Below are 21,229 nucleotides of genomic sequence, written 5' to 3' on the forward strand. Positions count from 1 at the left end.
CTTAGACCAACTCCTTGCATGCTTTGTGCACTTCGGAAGGCAGGAACGGATTGCCGTCGTATTTCAGAACGCTTTGGATTTTGTCCGCGTAACCTGCGTGCAATTTCACTTGATCTGCCAGTTGGCCGGTTGCATTGTTCTCAAGCACGACAACCTTAGCAGCGCTTTGCAGGTACGGCGTCACCAGATCCGTAGGGAACGGGTGAATTTGACGAATCGTAATATGGTTCGTTTTCAGGCCGTCACTCTCCATACGTAGACGAGCTTCGTCGATCGTACCGCCGGTTGAACCCATGCCGATGATGAGAAGATCCGCTTCTGCATGTGGAGCGTCTGCGCGAACCGCATCACGGATATACATGCCGTCAAGCTTCGTAAGACGTTTATCCATCATCTTCTTACGGTTAATGGCACTCTCCGAAGGACGTCCTGTTTCGTCATGCTCAACGCCCGTTACATGGTGCAAACCGCCTTTGTCGCCCGGAATAACACGCGGGGATACGCCGTCTTCCGTTAGTTCATAACGTTTGAACAGCTCATTCGTTTCAAGTTCTGGCAATTCTCTAACGAGCTTGCCGCGGTTAATCGGCATTTTATTCAAATCCAGCGCTTCGCAGGATTGCTTGCCAAGCGACAGCTGAAGATCAGTCATAAGAATAACCGGTACTTGATATTGCTCCGACAGGTTGAACGATTCGATAGTGTCGTAGAAGCAATCTTCCAGGGAAGCCGGCGCGATTACGATCTTCGGAATTTCACCGTGCGTTCCGTATACCATGGCATTAAGGTCGGATTGCTCTTGTTTCGTCGGCAAGCCTGTGGAAGGACCTCCACGCTGCGTATCTACGATTACAAGCGGCGTTTCTGTCATCCCTGCAAGTCCGATCGCTTCCATCATCAGAGACAAACCAGGGCCGGCAGAAGCTGTCATCGTACGCACACCGGCATAGTTCGCGCCAATTGCCATCGTTACAGCTGCAATCTCATCTTCCGTTTGAATAACGGTTCCACCGAATTTAGGAAGCTTCTTAATGAGATACTCCATAATCTCAGAAGCCGGTGTAATTGGATAGGCCGACATCAAGCGGCAGCCGCCTGCGACAGCGCCAAGGCCGATCGCTTCGTTACCGATCATGAACAGCTTCTGTTTGCCGTCAGCCGGCTCTAGCTGGAACTCTTCCAAAGGGCCGCCTGCCAGATCTAGCACATAGTCCGATCCGCGTTTAACCGCTTCGATATTCTTCTCAACGATTGCCGCACCTTTACGGCCGAACTCTTCTTCTACTGCTTTATTAAATACATCGACCGGCAGACCAAGAAGCGCCCAAGACGCGCCGGACGCAACCATGTTTTTCATTAGAGAAGTACCCAGATCCTCCGCGATCGAAGTAATCGGTACTGCAAATAGACGTGCATTAATGCCTTCCGGCAGAACAGGATTAAACTTTGCATCAGCAACGACTACGCCGCCTGCACGCAGTTCATGTGCGTTTAAGTCGATACTCTCTTGGTCAAATGCGACCAAAATGTCCAAATCGTCCGAAATGGCAAGCATCGGCTTGGTGCTGATTCTGATTTTATTGTTGGTATGACCGCCTTTGATACGTGAAGAAAAGTGACGGTAACCATACAAGTAGTACCCAAGACGGTTAAGAGCTGTCGAGAAAATACGGTCGGTACTTTCAACGCCTTCCCCTTGTTGTCCCCCGATTTTCCAAGACAATTGACTAATCAAAACGCCCATCTCCTCTTTTGATGAACCTGCAATATTTTCGACATCTTTTAACAATAATAATAAAATTCTTTCAACAGTCAAATAAATTTTATGACTCAAAGTACTAAAATGCAAGGTGTAAATGCGTTTTCATCGCATAGTTCTTTTCGATTATACCCATATCACAGCGAGATGGGAATCCCTTAATCGTTCAGCTAGGAAGATGCTTTACAAGAAAGTGCAATGCATTTCCGGCGAGAAATGCATCCACTCGCTCTTCGGAATATCGCGCCAGCAGTGCATTCTGTAGACGATAAAGCTCTCCGGGATGCGCCAACTCTTGTACATGTGCTTCTATCCCATCGAAATCCGATCCGAACATCAGCTGATCTTCACCGCCAAGCTCGCAAACTCGCTCTATGTGACGCAGCACGTCAGCAATGGCCGCAGCATGATGAGACGCAACAAATTGGGGCACGAAAGTAATCCCAATCATACCTCCCCGTTCAATGAGCGCTTTAAGCTGATCGTCCGCAAGATTGCGGGGATGCGCGCACAGACTCCGAGAGTTCGAATGTGATGCAATCAATGGCTTTGTTGAAATCTTGATCATTTCCCAAAATGCACGGTCGCTCAAATGAGACACATCTAACAGTATACCCAATCTATCACATTCTTTTACGAGGGCTTCGCCTTTTTTTGTAAGACCGCCTCCACGCGGCTCCATGGCCCCGTCAGCGCCCCAGTTCGCATAGTTCCATGTTAACCCCAAAGCCCTCACTCCGAGCTCGTAGAGGATGCGCAGCATCGCCAGATCGCCATGCAAACCGTCTGCTCCTTCCAGCGACAGCATGGCCCCTATTGAATGGCTGTTGTTCATGAGCTTCGCTGCGTCTGATGAAGTCCGTACAAAGGTCATTTCCGGAACGGAAAGTACTTTACGATGAAACAAATCAATACTATGTAGAATAGGTATCATCGATTTCTCCATCCGTTCGGGAACATAAATGGCAAAGGTCTGAAGCACAGAGCCAGCTTGTTTCAGGCGCGGTAAAGTGACATCGAGTTTATTCGTCATGTCCTGTTCAAAAGACAAGGACTGATCTTCAAGCAGCTTCCACAGCACATCACAATGAAAATCCACACTTCGCAGCTTTGGCATGGACATGAACACACCTTTCTGTAACACCTATTTTTCACGCAAAAAAACCTGCCTACAGCGTAAACAGGTCGAAGCGTTCAGATGGAATTATGTGGGCGTATCTATCTCGGCTCAACGATGAGTTTTATCGCTGTACGATCCTCGCCGTCGATTACGATGTCTGTGAATGCTGGGATACAAATAAGGTCTACTCCGCTCGGCGCTACAAATCCTCTTGCAATTGCCACCGCCTTTACCGCTTGATTCAACGCACCAGCCCCGATTGCTTGTAATTCAGCTGCGCCGCGTTCGCGTAATACGCCGGCCAGCGCTCCTGCAACAGAATTTGGATTGGACTTTGCTGAAACTTTTAAGACATCCATGGATAGTACCTCCTCGGGAATGATGGATGAATATCGCTATTTAGATAGATATTCGAGAGAGGTGAAATAATTCCTGCTTTCACTTTGCAATATATTCTGAATTATGAGAATTTTCATAGAACAAAAAAAACAGATTGTCTGCTACATGAGCAGCCAATCTGTTTCGGTTAGTCGTATTTTCTGAATTTTCGTGGCTGCCCCGGTTGCTTCATCAATCTCAACCGCGATGGCATGGAGATGCCAGTCTCCCTCATCCACCACAAACCGTGTCGGCAGCTGCGTCAGGAACTTGTGGAGTACTGCGCTCCGTTCCATGCCCAGCACGCCGTCTCTAGGCCCAACCATGCCTACATCCGTCAAGTAAGCAGTGCCGCCCGGGAGAATGCGATCATCATTCGTCTGCACATGTGTATGCGTGCCGACTACGATGGATGCGCGTCCGTCCAAGTACCAGCCCATCGCGATTTTCTCCGAAGTCGCTTCGGCGTGAAAATCGACCAAGATATTTCTCGTTTGCTGCTGCATCTCTTCAATCAGCTCATCTGCTTTACGGAACGGGCAGTCGATTGGCGGCAGGAACGTTCTTCCCTGCAGATTAATGATCGCCAGTTCTTTGCCGTTTGCCTTTATCAAGGCAGCACCTTGACCAGGGGCCTCTTCCACGAAGTTGGCTGGGCGAACCATCCGAGGCTGATCATCGATCCATTCGAAAATATCTTTGTTATCCCAAGTATGATTGCCCATTGTAATGCCGTGAACACCGGCCTCAAGCAATTCTTTCACAATCGTTGATGTGATGCCTCTGCCAGCTGCTGCATTCTCGCCATTGGCAATAATAATATGCGGGTTATATTTGGATTTCAGTGCCGGCAGCACCTTCTTAACCGCGTTACGACCCACATTACCGACGATATCCCCAATAAACAATACGTTCATGACACCATAACCTCTCTAGTGAAGACCAGAAAAGTGGCTGCAAGCAGCCACTTTTCTAGGTACCTTGCTATTTACTTATTTCGCATATTCGACAGCACGTGTCTCACGAATGACCGTTACTTTGATATGCCCCGGATAATCGAGTTCACTCTCGATTTTCTTCGTAATATCACGCGCTAGGCGGAATGCTTCTGTGTCGTCGATTTTGTCAGGTTGAACCATAACGCGAACCTCGCGGCCTGCTTGAATCGCGTAAGATTTCTCGACTCCGTCGAACGATTCCGAGATGCCTTCCAGCTTCTCCAGCCGTTTGATGTACGTCTCGAGCGTTTCTCTGCGTGCACCCGGTCTTGCTGCCGACAACGCATCTGCCGCACCAACGAGCATGGCGATTACAGATGTTGCTTCGCAATCACCGTGGTGGGACGCGATACTGTTGATGACAACAGGATGCTCTTTGTATTTCTTCGCCAGCTCTACGCCGATCTCGACATGTGAGCCTTCCACTTCATGATCGAGCGCTTTGCCGATATCATGCAGCAATCCGGCACGTCTTGCAAGCGTCAAGTCTTCACCCAGCTCTGCAGCCATTAAGCCGGTCAAATAAGCGACTTCCATGGAGTGCTTGAGCACGTTTTGACCATAGCTTGTACGATATTTGAGACGACCTAAAATCTTAATGAGATCTGGATGTAAACCGTGGACGCCAACTTCATAAGTCGCCTGTTCTCCGTATTCACGGATACGTTCATCCACTTCTTTGCGCGATTTCTCAACCATTTCCTCGATACGTGCAGGATGGATACGACCATCAGCTACAAGCTTCTCGAGTGATGTACGAGCAATCTCACGACGAATTGGATCGAAACCAGACAAGATGACCGCTTCCGGTGTATCGTCGATTATGAGATCGATACCGGTCAACGTTTCCAGTGCGCGAATGTTGCGGCCTTCACGTCCGATAATGCGGCCTTTCATTTCTTCATTTGGCAATGCGACTACGGAAACCGTAGTTTCAGCCACATGATCTGCTGCACAGCGTTGAATCGCAAGCGAGATAATATCACGTGCTTTCTTATCTGCTTCTTCCTTCGCCTGCTGCTCGATTTCTTTAATCATTTGTGCAGTTTCATGACGAACTTCCTGCTCAACGTTGTTCAAGATGATTTGTTTCGCATCTTCCATTGTTAAGTTCGAAATCCGCTCAAGCTCTTGAAGCTGCTGTTTGTAAAGGGTATCGATTTGTTCCTGTGTTTCCTCGATCCGCTTCTCTTTGTTGGCAACTTGTTCTTCTTTGCGTTCCAGCGCTTCTATTTTTTTATCCAACGACTCTTCTTTCTGAATCAGTCGTCTTTCAAGACGCTGTACCTCATTGCGACGTTCGCGAATATCTCTCTCAGCCTCGGTACGGAGCTTGTGGACTTCATCTTTCGCCTCGAGAACCGTTTCTTTCTTCTGCGCTTCGGCTTCTTTCTTCGCATTGTCAACAATTTGACTAGCGGCCTGCTCGGCGCTTGAAATTTTGGCCTCGGCGATCGATTTGCGAATAAAATAACCGACACCAAAGAAAATTGCACCAACAACGAGAATGATCAGGATCCATACCACTACTGGCATCTTTCTCACCTCCTCGTTGCTCACCTAAGCAAACGCTTGGGACATTATTTGGTTTTCTAGCCGGTTTTTAACCCGATCATACATACTTAATTTGACGAAAATAATCGTTTCGAATCAATTTTTGGAAGGAAAATCGATTCTAGAATAAAGAATACAAACTTATTTTATCTTTTGTGAAAATCAATTGTCAAGCATATGCCCATCCTCATCATCTTCCATTCCGAGAACAGCAGCCTTTACCGCTTCTCTTACCGTATTCATCGGAAACCCGCGGCGCAGCAGAAACACCGCTAATTTCTGTTTCCTCTCACGAGGTTCGCCTTTAATATACGGCCATTTCTTGTGGGCGGCTCGTATGGCGATATCCGTCTCCGATTGCTCATTCAGCTTCTGGGAAGCCTGCTTCGCCATATCTCTGGAGATTCCTCGCTGCACAAGCTCCTGCTGCAATAAGCGGCGCCCTTTCATCTGGGTTCGCATCCGTTCCGAAGCATACATGTTAGCATATTGCTTATCGTTGACCAAACCTTCTTGTCTCAGACGCTCCAATGCTTTCTCCGCAGTTTCGGGGTCGATTTCCTTCCTTGCCAAATACCGCATAATCTCTTTCTCCGTACGCTGCCTTGCCCCTAAATGGGATAGCGATAGAATGTACGCCCGGTGCTTAGAGTCCTCTTGGACAATCTGCTTCAGCTCATCCCCATGAATTTCTCTGCCCTTCAGCAGTCGAAATTTAATCAGTAGGTCTTCATGTACGCTGGTGTACGGTTCTTGCGAATCATTGACAAATAGATGGTAGCGCTGCTTGGCCTTCCGGTCCTGTTCTACGCCGGTAATTACTAACACCTCTGTCACTCCCCCAATTCAGACCACTTACTTAATAAACAGAGAAGCACCTGTAAAGGTGCTTCTCCGGGGTAACCGATCTCCGTCGGTTTATTCCAAATCTAGATCCAACTCGTCCTCGTCGTCCTCGCTGAATGCATCTCCAGCTGCGACTGCAGCTGCAGTCGCCATGTTGCTGGCTTCACGAATTTGCTTCTCGATCACAGCCGCAATGTCCTTATGATCTTTAAGGAATTGCTTCGCGTTCTCGCGGCCCTGTCCAAGACGTTCGCCGTTATAAGAGAACCAAGCACCGCTCTTCTGAACGATATCCTGCTCGACGCCGATATCCACGATGCTTCCCTCTTTAGAGATGCCCTCACCATACATAATGTCGACTTCGGCTTGTTTGAAAGGAGGAGCTACTTTGTTCTTAACAACTTTAATACGCGTCCGGTTACCGACCACGTCGTTCCCTTGCTTGATGGACTCAATACGACGTACATCCAGACGAATCGTGGAGTAGAACTTCAGTGCGCGTCCGCCTGGCGTTGTCTCAGGGTTACCGAACATAACGCCGACCTTCTCACGAAGCTGGTTAATAAAGATCGTGATCGTCTTCGACTTGCTGATCGCACCGGAGAGCTTACGAAGTGCTTGGGACATCAAACGCGCTTGCAAACCAACGTGGGAATCTCCCATGTCGCCTTCGATTTCCGCTTTCGGTACGAGTGCCGCAACGGAGTCGACAACGACAATGTCTACCGCGCCGCTGCGAACAAGTGCTTCTGCGATCTCAAGGCCTTGCTCACCCGTATCTGGCTGCGACAGAAGCAACTCATCAATGTTAACGCCAAGCTTGCTTGCGTACGAAGGATCAAGCGCATGCTCCGCATCGATAAATGCAGCTTGTCCGCCTGCACGTTGAACTTCTGCGATCGCATGAAGCGCAACTGTTGTTTTACCGGAGGATTCCGGTCCATATACTTCAATAATCCGGCCGCGTGGGAAGCCGCCAATTCCAAGTGCAATATCTAATGCAAGTGCACCGCTCGACACTGTTTCAACTTGCATATGAGTTGATTCACCAAGCTTCATGATGGATCCTTTACCAAATTGCTTCTCTATTTGACGCAATGCCATTTCTAATGCGGCTTTACGATCTGCCAAGAAATCCACATCCCTTATAATTTATACTTTCATGATACCTTGTTTCGTTCGCTTTGACAAGAGTTTTTACGAACATATATTCTTATTTCTCATTTGGCCAAATAGAGAAACAAAAAAAGAACCGCAGCAAAGTAATCTTCGCCACGGTTCTTCCGCTAACTAATGTCGATTATAGTCGAAAATTAATCATCTGACAAGCCTAAATTAACAATTTATTCTAATTTATAGCGACTGCCACAGCCGATATAGAAGCGACTTTGCAGCACGCAGTCGAATAATGCCCCTGCTGCCGCTAAGATTCGCCGTAAACACCTGTGTGGGCTTCCCGCGCTCCGAAAGTCCGAAATACACAAGCCCGACCGGTTTCCCCTCAGACTCTGCCGGGCCGGCTACTCCGGTTAACGACACGCCGAAATCGCTGCCTGCAAGTTCGCGTACCCGCTCCGCCATAAGCGCCGCAGTCGACTCGCTGATTGCACCTGGTGCATCAGTTCCCTCGAGCTGCGACATCGGGATGCTCAGCAATTTATGTTTCATTAAATTGGTGTACGTTACGACGCCGCCAACAAACTCTCCGCTGCTTCCGGGGACTTGTGTCACGAGCTGCGCGAACAAACCGCCTGTGAGACTCTCTGCGCTGGCTAGTGAGCGTCCTGTGGCTCGCAGCTGCCTAATGACAGCTTCCTCGAGCGGAATGTCTTCACGAGCGTACAGATGCGTGCCAACACGTGCAAGAATTTGATCCTCCGCCGATTTGAGACGCGCTTCGGCCTCCTGCTCGTTTAACGCTTTCGTCGAAATCCGAATCGCAACTTCGCCTTCTTTGGCATATGGAGCAATCGACGGATCGGATTGACCTTCGATTAAATCAATAATAGCCTGCTCCAAACTTGATTCACCGATGCCGGCGAACATCAGCAAACGAGAGAACAGTCTGCGTTCCTCACCCATGACGGATCGAATCCACGTTTTTGCCGGCCCATCGAACATCGGTTTCATCTCGCGCGGCGGCCCCGGAAGCAGTACATAGCTTGTGCCGTCTACGGTGAGTGCATTGCCTACAGCTAAGCCCGCATCATTCATCAGCGGATCGCTGCCTTCAATTAGGTGCGCTTGACGACGATTGCTCTCCACCATGTGAATGCCGCGCGAACTGAACATAACCTCTATTTTGTCCATAGACGGCTGATGAATCGCAATGGAACGGTTCAAATAATCCGCCAGCGCATCTTTCGTCAAGTCATCCATCGTCGGCCCAAGCCCGCCCGTAAAGAGAATGAGATCGGCTCTAGTGCGCGCAAGCTCGATCGCTTGGCGAATTCGGCCTGCATTATCGCCGACGACAGTCTGAAAATAAACATCGACGCCCAGCTCCGCAAGCCCCTGAGACAAATAGGTAGCATTCGTATTCACAGTCTGACCCAGCAGCAATTCCGTACCTACAGCAATAATTTCTGCGCGCATGCCAACAGCTCCGATCTATGTATAAGGTGGATTAGCAACCAGGTGTAGGAAAAGCAAAGCACCACCCCTTCCGGACGAACAGAAGGAGTGATGCTACATGTTTAATGCGTGAATGCCGGTTTAGGCTACCGGAATGAGATTTTTATTTTTGACAAAATAATCGATACCGGAGTAAACCGTGATGAGTGCCGCTGCATAACTAGAAATCAAATCGAATGGAAAATCCAGAAATGCAAACGGGAAATTGTTAAGCAATAACGCGATAATCATCGTAATTTGGATGGCGGTCTTCCATTTGCCCCACGTGCTGGCAGCCAGAACAGAGCCTTCAAGCAATGCAATCTGGCGAAGGCCAGTAACTGCAAACTCCCGACTAATGATGACGATCGCAATCCAAGCATCAAGCTTAGCCATTTCAACAAGCGAAATAAGCACCGCCGCAACTAACAGCTTGTCTGCCAGCGGATCTAACAGCTTGCCCAAATTAGTGACGATTTTGTTCTTGCGTGCAATATAACCGTCAAGTCCATCCGTGCTCGCTGCAACGATAAAGACCAGCGCGGCCAAAATTTGATTCCAAGTAATGGAAAAATCATCGTAGGTGAGCGGCTTCAGATCGACATTAATCAGCAGCAGCACCATAATTATGGGCACCAAAAAGATGCGGACAAGCGTAATGCGGTTGGCTAAATTCACGCGAGCCCCTCCCCGGACATATCAAACTCGTAAGCGTGCGTAATGCGCACCCTTTGAATTTCGCCGATTGCGGCTTTACATTTCGAGATAAACACTTCACCGTCAATTTCAGGTGCATCGTATTCCGAGCGACCAACGTATACATCACTGCGGCCGTCATAGCGTTCTACCAGCACGTCGATCTCTTTGCCGACATGTTTGCCGCTAAGCTCTTTGGATACTTCACGCTGAATTTCCATGAGTGTGTTGGAGCGCCACTCTTTCACATCATCAGGAACAGCATCCGGCAAGCGAACCGCCGGTGTATCTTCTTCAGCCGAGTAGGTAAACACACCCAGACGATCAAATTTCATCTCGCGTACGAAGTCGCACAGTCGCTCGAAATCCTCGTTGGTTTCACCTGGGAACCCAACAATAATGGATGTCCGAAGCGCTACATCCGGAATGCGGGCACGAATGCGCTGTACTAATGCACGCGTATCCGTCTGGCGTCCCGGGCGGCGCATTCTCTTCAGAATGGAATCTTCGCTGTGCTGGAGCGGCATATCGATATAGTTGCATACTTTCGGATTTGCTGCGATAGTATCGATCAATTCGTCCGTAAAGAAGCCTGGATATGCATAATGCAGACGCACCCATGCAATGCCTTCCACTTCGCTAACACGATTCAGCAGTTCCGGAAGCATAAACTTATCATACAGATCCGTACCGTAATTCGTCGAATCCTGTGCAATCAAGCTGACTTCCTTCACGCCTTGCTTAGCCAGCATCTCCACTTCAGCCACGATGGATTCCATCGAACGGCTGCGGAATTTACCGCGCATAATCGGAATCGAACAGAATGTACAAGCGTTGTCGCAGCCTTCGGCGATCTTGACATAAGCTGTGTAACGCGGTGTTGTCACTAAACGCGGGAGCTTCTGATCGTAGTCAAAGACCGGATTGCCGACTTTAACCGGACGTTTACCGCGAAGCGCTTCTTCGACAATATCCGTAATCTGATGGAAATCACCTGTACCGACGATACCGTCGATCTCCGGCATTTCTTCCATCAACTGCTTCTTATACCGCTGTGTCAAACAACCGGAGACGATAAGCGCCTTAAGCCGGCCTGTTTGCTTGAATTCCGCCATGTCTAGAATTGTATTAACGGACTCTTCCTTAGCCGCATCAATAAATCCGCATGTATTCACGATAATAACGGTGGCATCATCTGCTTGATCCACCAATTGGTAGCCGCGATGATCGATTAGACCGGACATAATCTCCGAATCGACCAAATTCTTCTCGCAGCCCAATGTTACGACTTTCACTCGTTCTGTCATTTTGTATCCCCCAAACCCCTCCGTAAAGCTATCCTAACAAGTATAATACAAGGCATATACAGTGTCAAAATACGAAAAAGTCCCAGCCACCGCGACTTTGCCTGCGGACCGGGACTCTTCTTATGTACCTAAATCGCTTAGCGGTAGTTCGTAAATTGCAGATCAATTTGAAGATCTGCGCCGCGCAGCAACGCCATGACCGCTTGCAAATCATCAAGGCTCTTGCCTGTTACACGAATGGAATCGCCTTGAATTTGGCTTTTCACTTTCAGCTTGGAATCACGAATCAGAATATTAATTTTCTTCGAGATATCCTGCTCGATGCCTTGTTTCAGTTTAATCTTCTGTCTAACCGTTCCCGCCGAAGCCGGCTCCAATTTGCCAAATTCCATGTTCTTGATCGGCACACCGCGTTTGATCATTTTGGATTGCAAAATATCAATGACGCTCGCCAATTTGTACTCGTCATCCGATACGACGACAATATCTTCTTTCTCGATTGCAATACTGCTCTTGCTGTTCTTGAAGTCAAAGCGCGTTTCAATCTCCCGCTCCGCTTGTGTGATTGCATTGTTCAGCTCTTGCATATCGACTTTCGATACGATATCAAATGAATTCTCAGCCATCTTCCATTGCAGCTCCTTTGCTTTTTCATTGACAAGTATTATAACGCATCTTCCTGCACAAGAAAAGGCATTCCTCCCGGCTATTCCCGGCATGAATGCCTTGTTCACGTTATTGTGCAGGTGTTTCCGTCGTTTCCCCTTCAGCCATATCAAGCTGCATGCGGTGCGGCTTCCCCGTCCCGTTGCCGTCCTCTAGCAGAACGCCGTCAACGGTCACGTCAACTAAATCCGCGCGTCCGATATTAATATAAACAGGACCATTGATATCAAGCTCAGTCGTTTCACCGGATTTAGTAAAACTATGCTGCAGCAAATATTTTTTCCCGTTCTTGTTGTTCTCTTTAACGCCTATCCAAGCAGCACCTGTCGCTTTGAACACGAGTTTATGCGTGCCGGCAGGTGCAACCTTGTAATAATCCGTCGAACCGGAAGAACGATCAAGCGTCAGCGTTGTAGCTGGCACGACAGGCTCCTCCACTGGCGTCTCATCCGTTGGCGGCGGCGTAACCGGAACTTCATCTTTGCCGCCGGTAGATTCGTTAGTGGACGAATTATCGTTATTCTTGACCGTATCCTTATCCGGGTTATAATCCGGTGCTTTCGTCTGGTCCGTCATCTTCGTCTGATCTGTCGTATTCACATTATCTTTGTTAGGCTGCTTGATTGCATAAATATAAACAACCACGATAATCAAGAGCAGAAACGACCACATCAGCGTACGGAATCCCCATTTGCCCCATCGATCATTGGCTTGCGTTTGAGAACGGCGTGGTCGTTGGATCGGCTCCACCACTTGCTCCGGAACGTTAGAGGGGATTTCTTTGTTGTACAACCGAAGAACCTCGTCAGCATCAAGCCCAACTGCTTCCGCATAGTTCTTTACAAACGCACGCACATAGAATGAACCGGGAAGCACACTATAATTGCCTTCCTCAATCGCTTCAAGATAGCGTTTACGAATTTTCGTCAATTCCTGGATATCATCCAGGGACAGCCTTCGCTGTTCCCTCGCCTTCTGAAGCAAGGCACCCAAATCCGACATGACCACACCTCCTCATTTCATCAAAAATCGTTAAAGCCCATCGTAAACGATTCGTAAGAAATTTCCTCGTCGGGTGTATTTCGCAATTCGATAATATAATCAAAATCACTATATTCATACGCCGATTCTTTCACGAAAATATCCGGATGCTCGATAACTTTGGTCGATGGCATTGCCATAATTTCTTGTAATAGCGCATGATGCTTCTCATTTGAACGAATTGTGCTGACAATCCCGTCGATAATAAAAATATTGTTCGGGGTCATCTCCTCTTCCGACAGCTGGCTGCGCACGGTTTGTCTAAGCAGCGTAGAAGAAACGAAAGTCCAGCGTTTATTGGAACAGACGCTGCCCGCAATAATGGATTCCGTCTTACCGACGCGCGGCATTCCACGCAGTCCGATTAATTGGTTACCCTCTCGTTTAAACACTTCTCCAAGGAAATCAACCAGCATCCCCAGCTCGTCCCGCGTAAATCGGAATGTTTTGCGATCGTCAGAATCACGTTCGATATAGCGGCCATGACGAACCGCCAATATATCTACGAGTTTGGGTTCACGCAGCTTAAGTACCGTAATATTGTCTACCTTCTGAAGCATACGTCCGAGAATTTCAATCTTCTCGTCGTCATTCGTTTGCAGCAGCATGCCGCGTGTACGGTTCTCTACACCATTAATCGTAAGAATGTTGACTTCAAGCATACCGAGCAAGGAGGCGATATCGCCGAGCAAGCCCGGGCGGTTCTTATGTATTCTGTATTCCATGTACCATTGTTTAAATTCCATTATGACACCTCGTGTTTGTGGAGGAATAGGTAGTAAGCTAATAATTCATGTGTGATAAAAGATTATTCTACAATATTCGTCAATATCCTGCAACCTCAGGCAAACATTACAGAAAAGCCTCCGTTTCGGGAGGCTTTTCTCGTGGAAGGTTTACGAACTTTGTACAAGCTTGACCATTAGGCCAGCAATCGTTTTTCGTTCCTGCTCGTCGCCGACATCCCAAAGTTCCTTGATTGCGCGTTCCTGCTCGTTTTTGGGATCGACCTTTTCTCCAAGGAAGGAGCCGATCTCATAGGCAAGATTTGCAATGGTGTCTTCATTCAATCCCATTCCCTTGGCCTGATCCACGCGATCGCTCAAGAAATTCTTCCAATTTTCGAAATTAGAAAGGACAGTTGACATTGTTTCTGTTCCTCCTTCGCATGTTAGCCGTTATACGGCAACAACCGTATTGTACACGCAAAGGATCAATCTTATTCGGATTTGAGCATCAAGTCAGCCAACCGCCGTTTGGACTAATGATTTGGCCTGTAATGTACGCGGACTCCGGCAACGCCAAGAAATAAACCAGCGATGCAATTTCCTCAGGCTGCGCAAAACGGCCAACGGGAATTTCGGACTCCAATGCCGACTTCTCTTCTGCATTGAGGTTGTCCAGCATCACGGTATCGACAGCCCCGGGCGCTACTGCGTTTACAGTAACTCCTGACGGCGCCAATTCCTTGGCTAGTGCTTTCGTGAAGGCGTTCATGCCGCCTTTGCTGGTGGAGTACAGCACCTCGCACGAGGCACCGGACATCCCCCATATGGACGAGACATTAATGATGCGGCCGAATCGCTGGGAAATCATCGCGGGCATAAAGAGCTGCGTACAGAGAAACATACCCTTTAAATTCACGTTCATGACTTCGTCCCAAGCTTCTTCCGTCACATCCTCTAACATGCTGTAATGGGCAATTCCGGCATTGTTAACGACGATATCCGGCATCATGCCACGAGACTCCAGCTTCTCGCGCATGCGAACAAGCTGCTCCTTCGAACGAATATCCGCAGTAACGGTCAACACATTGGCAGCACCGAGCCGCATACAGCTGCGAGCCGTCTCGTTGGCCGCTTCATGTGCCTGATTATAATGAATGACGACGTTCATGTTCTCCGCGGCGAAGCGGCGCGCAATGGCCGCTCCGATCCCACGGCTTCCCCCGGTCACGAGCACCGTCATTTCTTTTAATGTTTTCAATCTGATTCTTTCGCTACGATGGATACAGCCATTCGATTCCAGTCAAAATGATTACGCAGCCGCTCATTTGCTTCTTCGAGCGTAATGCTTTCATAGACGGGCAGCATCTTGAACAGATCTGCGCCACGGAAACGATAGCGTGTAAATTCACCGGCGATTGCTTCAGGGGAGTTCAGCATACGAAGGTAGCCGCCGATTTTTTTGCGTTTGGTCCGCTCGAATGTTTCCTCGTTAAGTCCCGTTGATTGTGCTTCATCTATTGCAGCACGAAGCCGGCGAATAAGCTCATCCGGATCGCGCGTTTCTCCGCCTAAAACGGAGAAAGCATAATCCTCACTGCTGTTGAACTCATGCCCGAACGAATCCGAAATGAGATTATCATCATATAAAGCATGATAAATAGGTGCACTTGAACCTAATAACGCTTCTAACATCAACTTTGTTGCAAGCTCTGTCCGAAGCAGCTCCTCGGGCTTCAAAGCACCGCGATCCTCTTTAAAGCCGATCATGCATTTCGGCATAGAAACAGGCAAAGCTGTTGTTTTACGCGGAATTTTCACTGTATCCGGCTCCGGATCGAAGAATCTGGAGATTGGGCCTTGCGGCTCGAAGGTTTTGCGCGCCTGATTCTCCCGCACCAGCTTCATAACCGCTTCCGCCTGCACGCCTCCCACAACGAACAGAAACATGTTGGATGGGTGGTAGAAGGTTTCATAGCAGCTGTACAGCGTTTCTTTGGTAATCTGACGGATCGAATCGACCGTGCCGGCAATGTCGATATGTATCGGATGCTTGTGATATAACGCATCGATCAACCCAAAATAAACACGCCAATCCGCATTGTCGCGATACATATTGATTTCCTGCTCGATGATCCCTTTCTCCTTCTCGACGTTCTCGTCGGTGAAGTAAGGATTTTGCACAAAGTCCAGCAAGGTTTCCAGGTTCGCATCGATTTGCTCCGTAGCCGAGAAGAGATAAACGGTGCGATCGAAGCTAGTATATGCGTTCGCCGATGCACCTTGAGACGCAAAGGTTGCGAAAATATCACCTGTCGGCTCTTCAAACATCTTGTGCTCCAAGAAATGAGCGATGCCGTCCGGAACTGAGATCGGTGCTTGATCGCCTACGGCAAACCGATTATCAATCGATCCGTAGCGAGTGGAGAATGTCGCATAGGTCTTGCTGAACCCTTCCTTGGGCAGAACAACGACTTCCAAACCATTCGGTAAAATTTCACGGTACAGCGTTTCTTGAACGCCTGGGTAAGCTAACGTTTCCATAGGCTTAGCCCTCCTTCCTGTCACGCAGGAAATAGATCGTATCGAGCTCGGTTTTGTGTGCGATAGCCGCAATCTGCTCCGCAGTAACAGCCTGCACTTGCTCTAGGAGCTGTGCAGCGGAACGTTCGCGCTTGGAAAGAATGGCATTGAAATCGAAGCCGATCATTTCATTAGCGGAATCTTGAAGCTCCCGCAGATGATTGGCGATCATCGCTTTCGTCTGATTCATTTCCAGATCACTGTAGCTGCCGCTTCGCATACTCTCTAACTGCTCTTTAATAATCGTAGTCGCCTTATCGTAATTGGCGATTTCAATGCCGGATTGGATCGTGCAAATGCCTTTATGACCGTCTAAGCGAGAGGACGCATAATAAGCTAGGCTGGCTTTCTCACGTACGTTAAGAAACAGCTTGGAATGCGGGTAGCCGCCCAGAATACCGTTATACAGCAGGGCTGCCGGGTAATCGTCATCGCCATAAGCCGTGTTAATCCGAAGGCCCAAGTTCAGCTTGCCTTGATTCACGTCCATTTGTTCGACAACCGTCTGAACCTGACTAATGGGCTTACGAATCTCCGGCAGCTTATAATCGGCCGGCGCTCCCTCGTTATGATGAAACGCTTCCGCTACGAGCGCTTTCACTTCTTCCAGCGAAGTGTCGCCCACTACATACAAATCAAATGCAGCGTTGGACAGCCATTCTCGATAAGCCGACGTAACGGACTCCGGTGTCAGATTCGCAATGTCTTCGAGTTTGCCGAGCGGGTGAAGACGATAAGGCTCATCCTCGCACATGACCTCTAAGCAACGCTCCGCCGCATAACGAATTTTATCGTTAATGATCGCCTCAAGACGCTTACGCAGTGTTTCTTTCTCGGCCTCTACGTATTTGGAGCGAAGATGCCCGTTCTCTAATGTCGGCTCGGTAAGGACCTCGCCTAACAGTTTCAAAGACTCGCCAAGCAGCGGCTGCTCGGACGATACGAACCGGTCGTTAATGACGTCCATTCTGAACTGCACAATTTGAGCATCGCCGCGTTTGTACACGTCGAAGCCGAAGCCTGCACCATACAAGTCATCAAGACGTTCGCGGAACTCAATTGTCTCCGGCGTGGATGCCGTTCCCCGGCGCAGCACAAATGGTATTAGAGCTACCGGAGTAACAGTCTCTTCCGTCAGCGGGAGACCACAGTACAAGGAAATAGAAAATGTTTTGAAGCGCTGTGTGGGCAGAACATGCAAGCGAATTCGATTCAGCTGTCCTCGTTGAAATGGAGAGTTGCTCACGCAACACGACCCCCTTCCGCTCAAGTTTCTAAAGTCAATCTATTCCAATTTCCTAGGTTCTATTCCATTCTACCCGATCGGAAATGGAAGAAGCAACCCGCGTCGATCAGCAGGCTGCTCCTCAAATTACTACATACAGAAAATATGTTTTCCGATCGTTTTCACCTGTGGACGTGACCATATCCATTTGGAAGTTGCAGTCACCGGATTGAAGTAATAGAGGCATCCGCCGGTAGGATCTAAACCATTGATGGCATCCTGAACCGCTTTCTTCGCGTTCTCATTGGGTGTCAACCAAATTTGTCCATCGGCAACTGCCGTGAAAGCCCCCGGCTGGAAAATAACGCCGGAAACCGTGTTCGGGAAGCTTGGCGACTTCACTCGATTCAGGATAACGGCTGCCACAGCTACCTGTCCGATAAATGGCTCCCCGCGGGATTCACCATACACGGCATTGGCCATCAGCTTAAGATCATTCGCAGACAAACCAAGGTTGTTGGACTTGTTTACGTCTGATCCGGAATTGTTCTGATTACCGCTTGATCCACTGCCGCTACTCCCGCCGCTGCTCGTATCTGCTGCAGACGGTTTCCAATTCTTCGTTGCTTCCCACAGCTTCAATTTCGTCTTTGCCCCGACAACCCCATCGGATTTGAGGCCGAACTTCCATTGAAACCATGTGACTGCTTTTTTCGTGTTGGTCCCGAAAACTCCGTCAACTTTGCCGTCGAAGTAGCCAAGTGCTTTCAACCGGCCTTGCAGCTCTGTGACGTCTTTTCCTGATGACCCGACTTTGAGTGTAGCGCTGCTGAACGTTTCGGTTGTTTTACCGAACGAGGCATGCTTCAATGTGAAGGCGCCGAACAACAGAAGGACGATGACGATGGTCACCGTAATTAAACGATTTCTCATCTTTAGAATCTGCCTTTCTCTTGCAAATGGATTCGCAAAGCAAGCGAAGCATATTCCTAGTATGAGAAATCAAGGATACGATTATGCATGAATTTGCCTTAAGAGCTAATCTTTCCTGCTTCATATTGATCCATCGTGAGCAGCACTTCACGTGGTTTGCTGCCTTCGTAAGGTCCTACAATACTACGAGCTTCCATCTGATCAATCAGCCTGGCAGCACGCGTATACCCAATACGCATCCGTCTCTGGAGAAGGGAAACTGAAGCCTGCTTCGCTTCCAGCACGATTCTTACCGCTTGTTCGTACAGCTCGTCCAGAATCTCTTCATTCTCGGAGACGGTATCATCGATCTCTGGCACCAAATCCTCTTTGTATTCGGCTTCACCTTGACCGCGTGCATAAGCGACGATCGCTTCTACCTCTTGATCGGAAAGGAAGGCTTGCTGTACGCGAATCGGCTTGGACAAACCTACGGGCAGGAACAGCATATCCCCGCGTCCGAGCAGCTTCTCCGCGCCGACCCCGTCGAGAATCGTTCGCGAATCGACCTGCGAAGACACGGCGAACGCGATCCGCGATGGAATGTTCGCCTTGATAAGGCCCGTAATAACGTCAACCGACGGACGCTGCGTAGCGATGATCAAATGAATGCCTGAAGCACGTGCCATCTGTGCAAGCCGACAAATCGCATCCTCTACGTCGTTAGCGGCAACCATCATCAAATCAGCAAGCTCATCCACAATAACAACGATAAACGGCAGAACCGCTGCCGGATTGTCCGCCATCAGCGTATTGTACCCTTCAATATTACGTGCACCTGATTTGGAGAACAGCTCGTACCTCTTCTCCATTTCAACGACGATTTTCTTCAGAGCTAACGAAGCCCGCCTTGGATCTGTAACAACCGGGGCAAGCAAATGGGGAATCCCATTGTACATGTTGAGCTCGACCATTTTCGGATCGATCATAAGCAGCTTCACTTCATCCGGCCGCGCCTTGTACAGAATGCTTGTAATAATTCCGTTGATACAGACGGATTTACCGGAGCCTGTTGCACCCGCTACAAGCAAATGCGGCATCTTAGCCAGGTTACCGACAATGGGTTGCCCTGAGATATCCCGACCAAATGCAATCGACATCTTCGAGCTGGCATTTAAGAATGACGGTGTCTCCATCACTTCTCGCATCGTGACAACCGATACTTCTGTATTCGGAACTTCGATTCCAATTGCCGATTTGCCCGGAATCGGTGCTTCCATTCGAATGTCTTTCGCTGCAAGAGCAAGCGCGATATCATCGGTCAGACCGACAATTCGGCTAACCTTAACGCCGGTAGCAGGCTGTACTTCATACCGAGTTACTGCCGGTCCTCGCACAACATCAAGCACCTTGGCTCTTACGCCAAAGCTCTCAAGCGTGGCTTCCAGTTTACGTCTGGACTCCAAGGAGTCGGCTGTTTCCCCTGACTTGCCAAGCCCGCTTGGCTTCTGCAGGAGTGAGAGCGATGGCAATACATAGGGTTTCTCCATCGGTCGATTGATGACATTTATGGTCCCATCCGGTGAATCAGGATCATCGGGCATCATGGCAGGACTTGTCGGGATAGCTGCAGCTGGCAGCTCTTCCTCGAAATCATCCGCCTCAGGCAAGTCATCCTCTACTTCAGCCGGATTGTCAATCGGATGGAAATCAGTCAGAACCTCGGTATTATCCTTGTCATCATCGTAAGGAAGCTCCCAAGACGATTCTTCCGTTGATTTCGCGGTTCGATCTTCAATCTGCTCCAGTACATTCGCCTGCCAGCCAAGCTCGTCCGCATCTTCATCGTCCTGCCAAGGCATCCGTCCCCCTTGACCTTTGACAGCTGTGACTTGTCCGTCATCCATCTGCCATTCCGAATCATGAGCATCCTCATTGGCCTTCGGTACCTCATTAAACCAAGAGAAAATGGGAAATCTGCTTTTCTTCGCACGCTGGTTATGCACCGGCGCATAATTCTCGTCATCATCGTCATCCAGGTCATCCAAGGTAACGACATTGCCTTTAACCGGACCTGATTTCGCACCGGCAGTTGCCAACGATTGCCTCTTCGAGAACAACTTCATCCGCAGCAGAGACCAGAAACGACCGCCTCTGATACGGCCTGCACGCAGCAAATCCACGTAGGATTTGTTGGTCATGAGCATAATTGAAATCGCAAACATCACGATCATCACGAACTTCGCGCCAAAGTAACCAAATAGCCAATAAAGCAACGTATATTGAATGGCTCCCGCATACCCGCCGCTTACCGTTTGAACGACACCTTCCGCCTGAGCCTGTTGTGCAGAGGTCATTAACGTCCCTCGGATATCGCTTCCAAGTTGAGTGAGTATGTAAGAAGCAGACAGCCCGCCGGTTGGCTCTGTTTTCAGATCCATAACCGCTACCGAGCTCCATAAGGTACAAGCAAGCACTGCGAGCAGAAAGCCCGTCTTGCGGGAGGACCAGCCTGTAGGCCAGGCGCGTTTCATCATGACGATCAGCCCGACATAGATGCCGACAAGGGGGAGTACGAAATAAAACTTACCCAGCAATAATCCGAATAATTTGGACAAGGAACGGCCAACCGTCGCTTCACCCGACAGTGCGATCACGGACACGGTTATGAGTAAAATGCCATATACTTCATATTTAAGGCTCGTCCCAATTGAGCTCTTGCGCTTCTTCTTTTTCTTCGCCAAAATGGTCACCTCTGGTAGTCATTATACCATAGGAGACCATAGGTTGTGCTACTATTATCCAG

The 21,229-nt window shown here is 49.0% G+C and carries 19 protein-coding genes; all 19 read right to left on the reverse strand.

From position 1 onward, the window contains the following. Position 1 precedes the first annotated feature (1 nt). Complete coding sequence (locus BLW29_RS04010; RefSeq protein WP_090976393.1) at positions 2 to 1,735, reverse strand: 2-oxoacid:acceptor oxidoreductase subunit alpha; 1,734 nt, start codon at positions 1,733 to 1,735, stop codon at positions 2 to 4. Between the two features lie 190 nt (positions 1,736 to 1,925). Next, positions 1,926 to 2,876: a dipeptidase gene (locus BLW29_RS04015; protein WP_090977118.1), complete on the reverse strand. Its 951-nt coding sequence runs from the start codon at positions 2,874 to 2,876 to the stop codon at positions 1,926 to 1,928. A gap of 101 nt (positions 2,877 to 2,977) precedes the next feature. After that, complete coding sequence (locus tag BLW29_RS04020; RefSeq protein ID WP_028597363.1) at positions 2,978 to 3,238, reverse strand: stage V sporulation protein S; 261 nt, start codon at positions 3,236 to 3,238, stop codon at positions 2,978 to 2,980. Between the two features lie 141 nt (positions 3,239 to 3,379). Then, a complete protein-coding gene (locus tag BLW29_RS04025) occupies positions 3,380 to 4,174 on the reverse strand; it encodes a TIGR00282 family metallophosphoesterase (protein ID WP_090976395.1) in 795 nt (264 codons plus the stop codon). Between the two features lie 75 nt (positions 4,175 to 4,249). Beyond that, on the reverse strand, positions 4,250 to 5,791 hold the full coding sequence (gene rny / locus BLW29_RS04030) for a ribonuclease Y (protein WP_090976396.1): 1,542 nt from the start codon (positions 5,789 to 5,791) through the stop codon (positions 4,250 to 4,252). 180 nt (positions 5,792 to 5,971) lie between these two features. After that, positions 5,972 to 6,637, reverse strand: a complete 666-nt coding sequence (locus tag BLW29_RS04035; RefSeq protein ID WP_090976398.1) for a RecX family transcriptional regulator — start codon at positions 6,635 to 6,637, stop codon at positions 5,972 to 5,974. 90 nt (positions 6,638 to 6,727) lie between these two features. Beyond that, positions 6,728 to 7,786 carry a recombinase RecA gene (gene recA / locus BLW29_RS04040; RefSeq protein ID WP_305728481.1) on the reverse strand — a complete coding sequence of 353 codons (1,059 nt, stop codon included), beginning with the start codon at positions 7,784 to 7,786 and terminating at the stop codon, positions 6,728 to 6,730. A gap of 222 nt (positions 7,787 to 8,008) precedes the next feature. Continuing rightward, on the reverse strand, positions 8,009 to 9,250 hold the full coding sequence (locus BLW29_RS04045; RefSeq protein WP_090976402.1) for a competence/damage-inducible protein A: 1,242 nt from the start codon (positions 9,248 to 9,250) through the stop codon (positions 8,009 to 8,011). 120 nt (positions 9,251 to 9,370) lie between these two features. Further along, the gene (gene pgsA, locus BLW29_RS04050) at positions 9,371 to 9,946 is read right to left on the reverse strand and encodes a CDP-diacylglycerol--glycerol-3-phosphate 3-phosphatidyltransferase (RefSeq protein ID WP_090976403.1); all 576 of its coding nucleotides are present in this window, start codon (positions 9,944 to 9,946) and stop codon (positions 9,371 to 9,373) included. Further along, positions 9,943 to 11,271 carry a 30S ribosomal protein S12 methylthiotransferase RimO gene (gene rimO, locus BLW29_RS04055; protein ID WP_090976405.1) on the reverse strand — a complete coding sequence of 443 codons (1,329 nt, stop codon included), beginning with the start codon at positions 11,269 to 11,271 and terminating at the stop codon, positions 9,943 to 9,945. The genes pgsA and rimO overlap by 4 nt, the downstream gene beginning before the upstream one ends. A gap of 137 nt (positions 11,272 to 11,408) precedes the next feature. Then, a complete protein-coding gene (locus BLW29_RS04060) occupies positions 11,409 to 11,897 on the reverse strand; it encodes a YajQ family cyclic di-GMP-binding protein (RefSeq protein WP_090976407.1) in 489 nt (162 codons plus the stop codon). A gap of 109 nt (positions 11,898 to 12,006) precedes the next feature. Continuing rightward, positions 12,007 to 12,939 (reverse strand): helix-turn-helix domain-containing protein, encoded by a 933-nt coding sequence (locus tag BLW29_RS04065; RefSeq protein ID WP_090976409.1) that lies wholly within the window; start codon positions 12,937 to 12,939, stop codon positions 12,007 to 12,009. Positions 12,940 to 12,959: 20 nt separating this feature from the next. Next, entirely contained in the window at positions 12,960 to 13,724 is a 765-nt protein-coding gene (locus BLW29_RS04070) for a DUF3388 domain-containing protein (RefSeq protein ID WP_090976411.1), read from the reverse strand. A gap of 150 nt (positions 13,725 to 13,874) precedes the next feature. Continuing rightward, on the reverse strand, positions 13,875 to 14,126 hold the full coding sequence (locus BLW29_RS04075) for a DUF3243 domain-containing protein (protein WP_090976413.1): 252 nt from the start codon (positions 14,124 to 14,126) through the stop codon (positions 13,875 to 13,877). 88 nt (positions 14,127 to 14,214) lie between these two features. Continuing rightward, a complete protein-coding gene (gene ymfI, locus BLW29_RS04080) occupies positions 14,215 to 14,946 on the reverse strand; it encodes an elongation factor P 5-aminopentanone reductase (RefSeq protein ID WP_090977120.1) in 732 nt (243 codons plus the stop codon). A gap of 14 nt (positions 14,947 to 14,960) precedes the next feature. Further along, positions 14,961 to 16,247 (reverse strand): EF-P 5-aminopentanol modification-associated protein YfmH, encoded by a 1,287-nt coding sequence (gene yfmH, locus BLW29_RS04085; RefSeq protein WP_090976416.1) that lies wholly within the window; start codon positions 16,245 to 16,247, stop codon positions 14,961 to 14,963. Between the two features lie 4 nt (positions 16,248 to 16,251). Beyond that, positions 16,252 to 17,532 (reverse strand): EF-P 5-aminopentanol modification-associated protein YfmF, encoded by a 1,281-nt coding sequence (gene yfmF / locus BLW29_RS04090; protein ID WP_090976418.1) that lies wholly within the window; start codon positions 17,530 to 17,532, stop codon positions 16,252 to 16,254. A 129-nt stretch (positions 17,533 to 17,661) separates the two neighbouring features. Then, on the reverse strand, positions 17,662 to 18,444 hold the full coding sequence (sleB, locus tag BLW29_RS04095; protein ID WP_090976420.1) for a spore cortex-lytic enzyme: 783 nt from the start codon (positions 18,442 to 18,444) through the stop codon (positions 17,662 to 17,664). A gap of 98 nt (positions 18,445 to 18,542) precedes the next feature. Then, positions 18,543 to 21,167 (reverse strand): FtsK/SpoIIIE family DNA translocase, encoded by a 2,625-nt coding sequence (locus tag BLW29_RS04100; protein WP_090976422.1) that lies wholly within the window; start codon positions 21,165 to 21,167, stop codon positions 18,543 to 18,545. Between the last annotated feature and the right edge of the window lie 62 nt (positions 21,168 to 21,229).

The organism is Paenibacillus sp. CF384 (genome assembly GCF_900106745.1).
Taxonomy (GTDB): Bacteria; Bacillota; Bacilli; order Paenibacillales; family Paenibacillaceae; genus Paenibacillus_Z.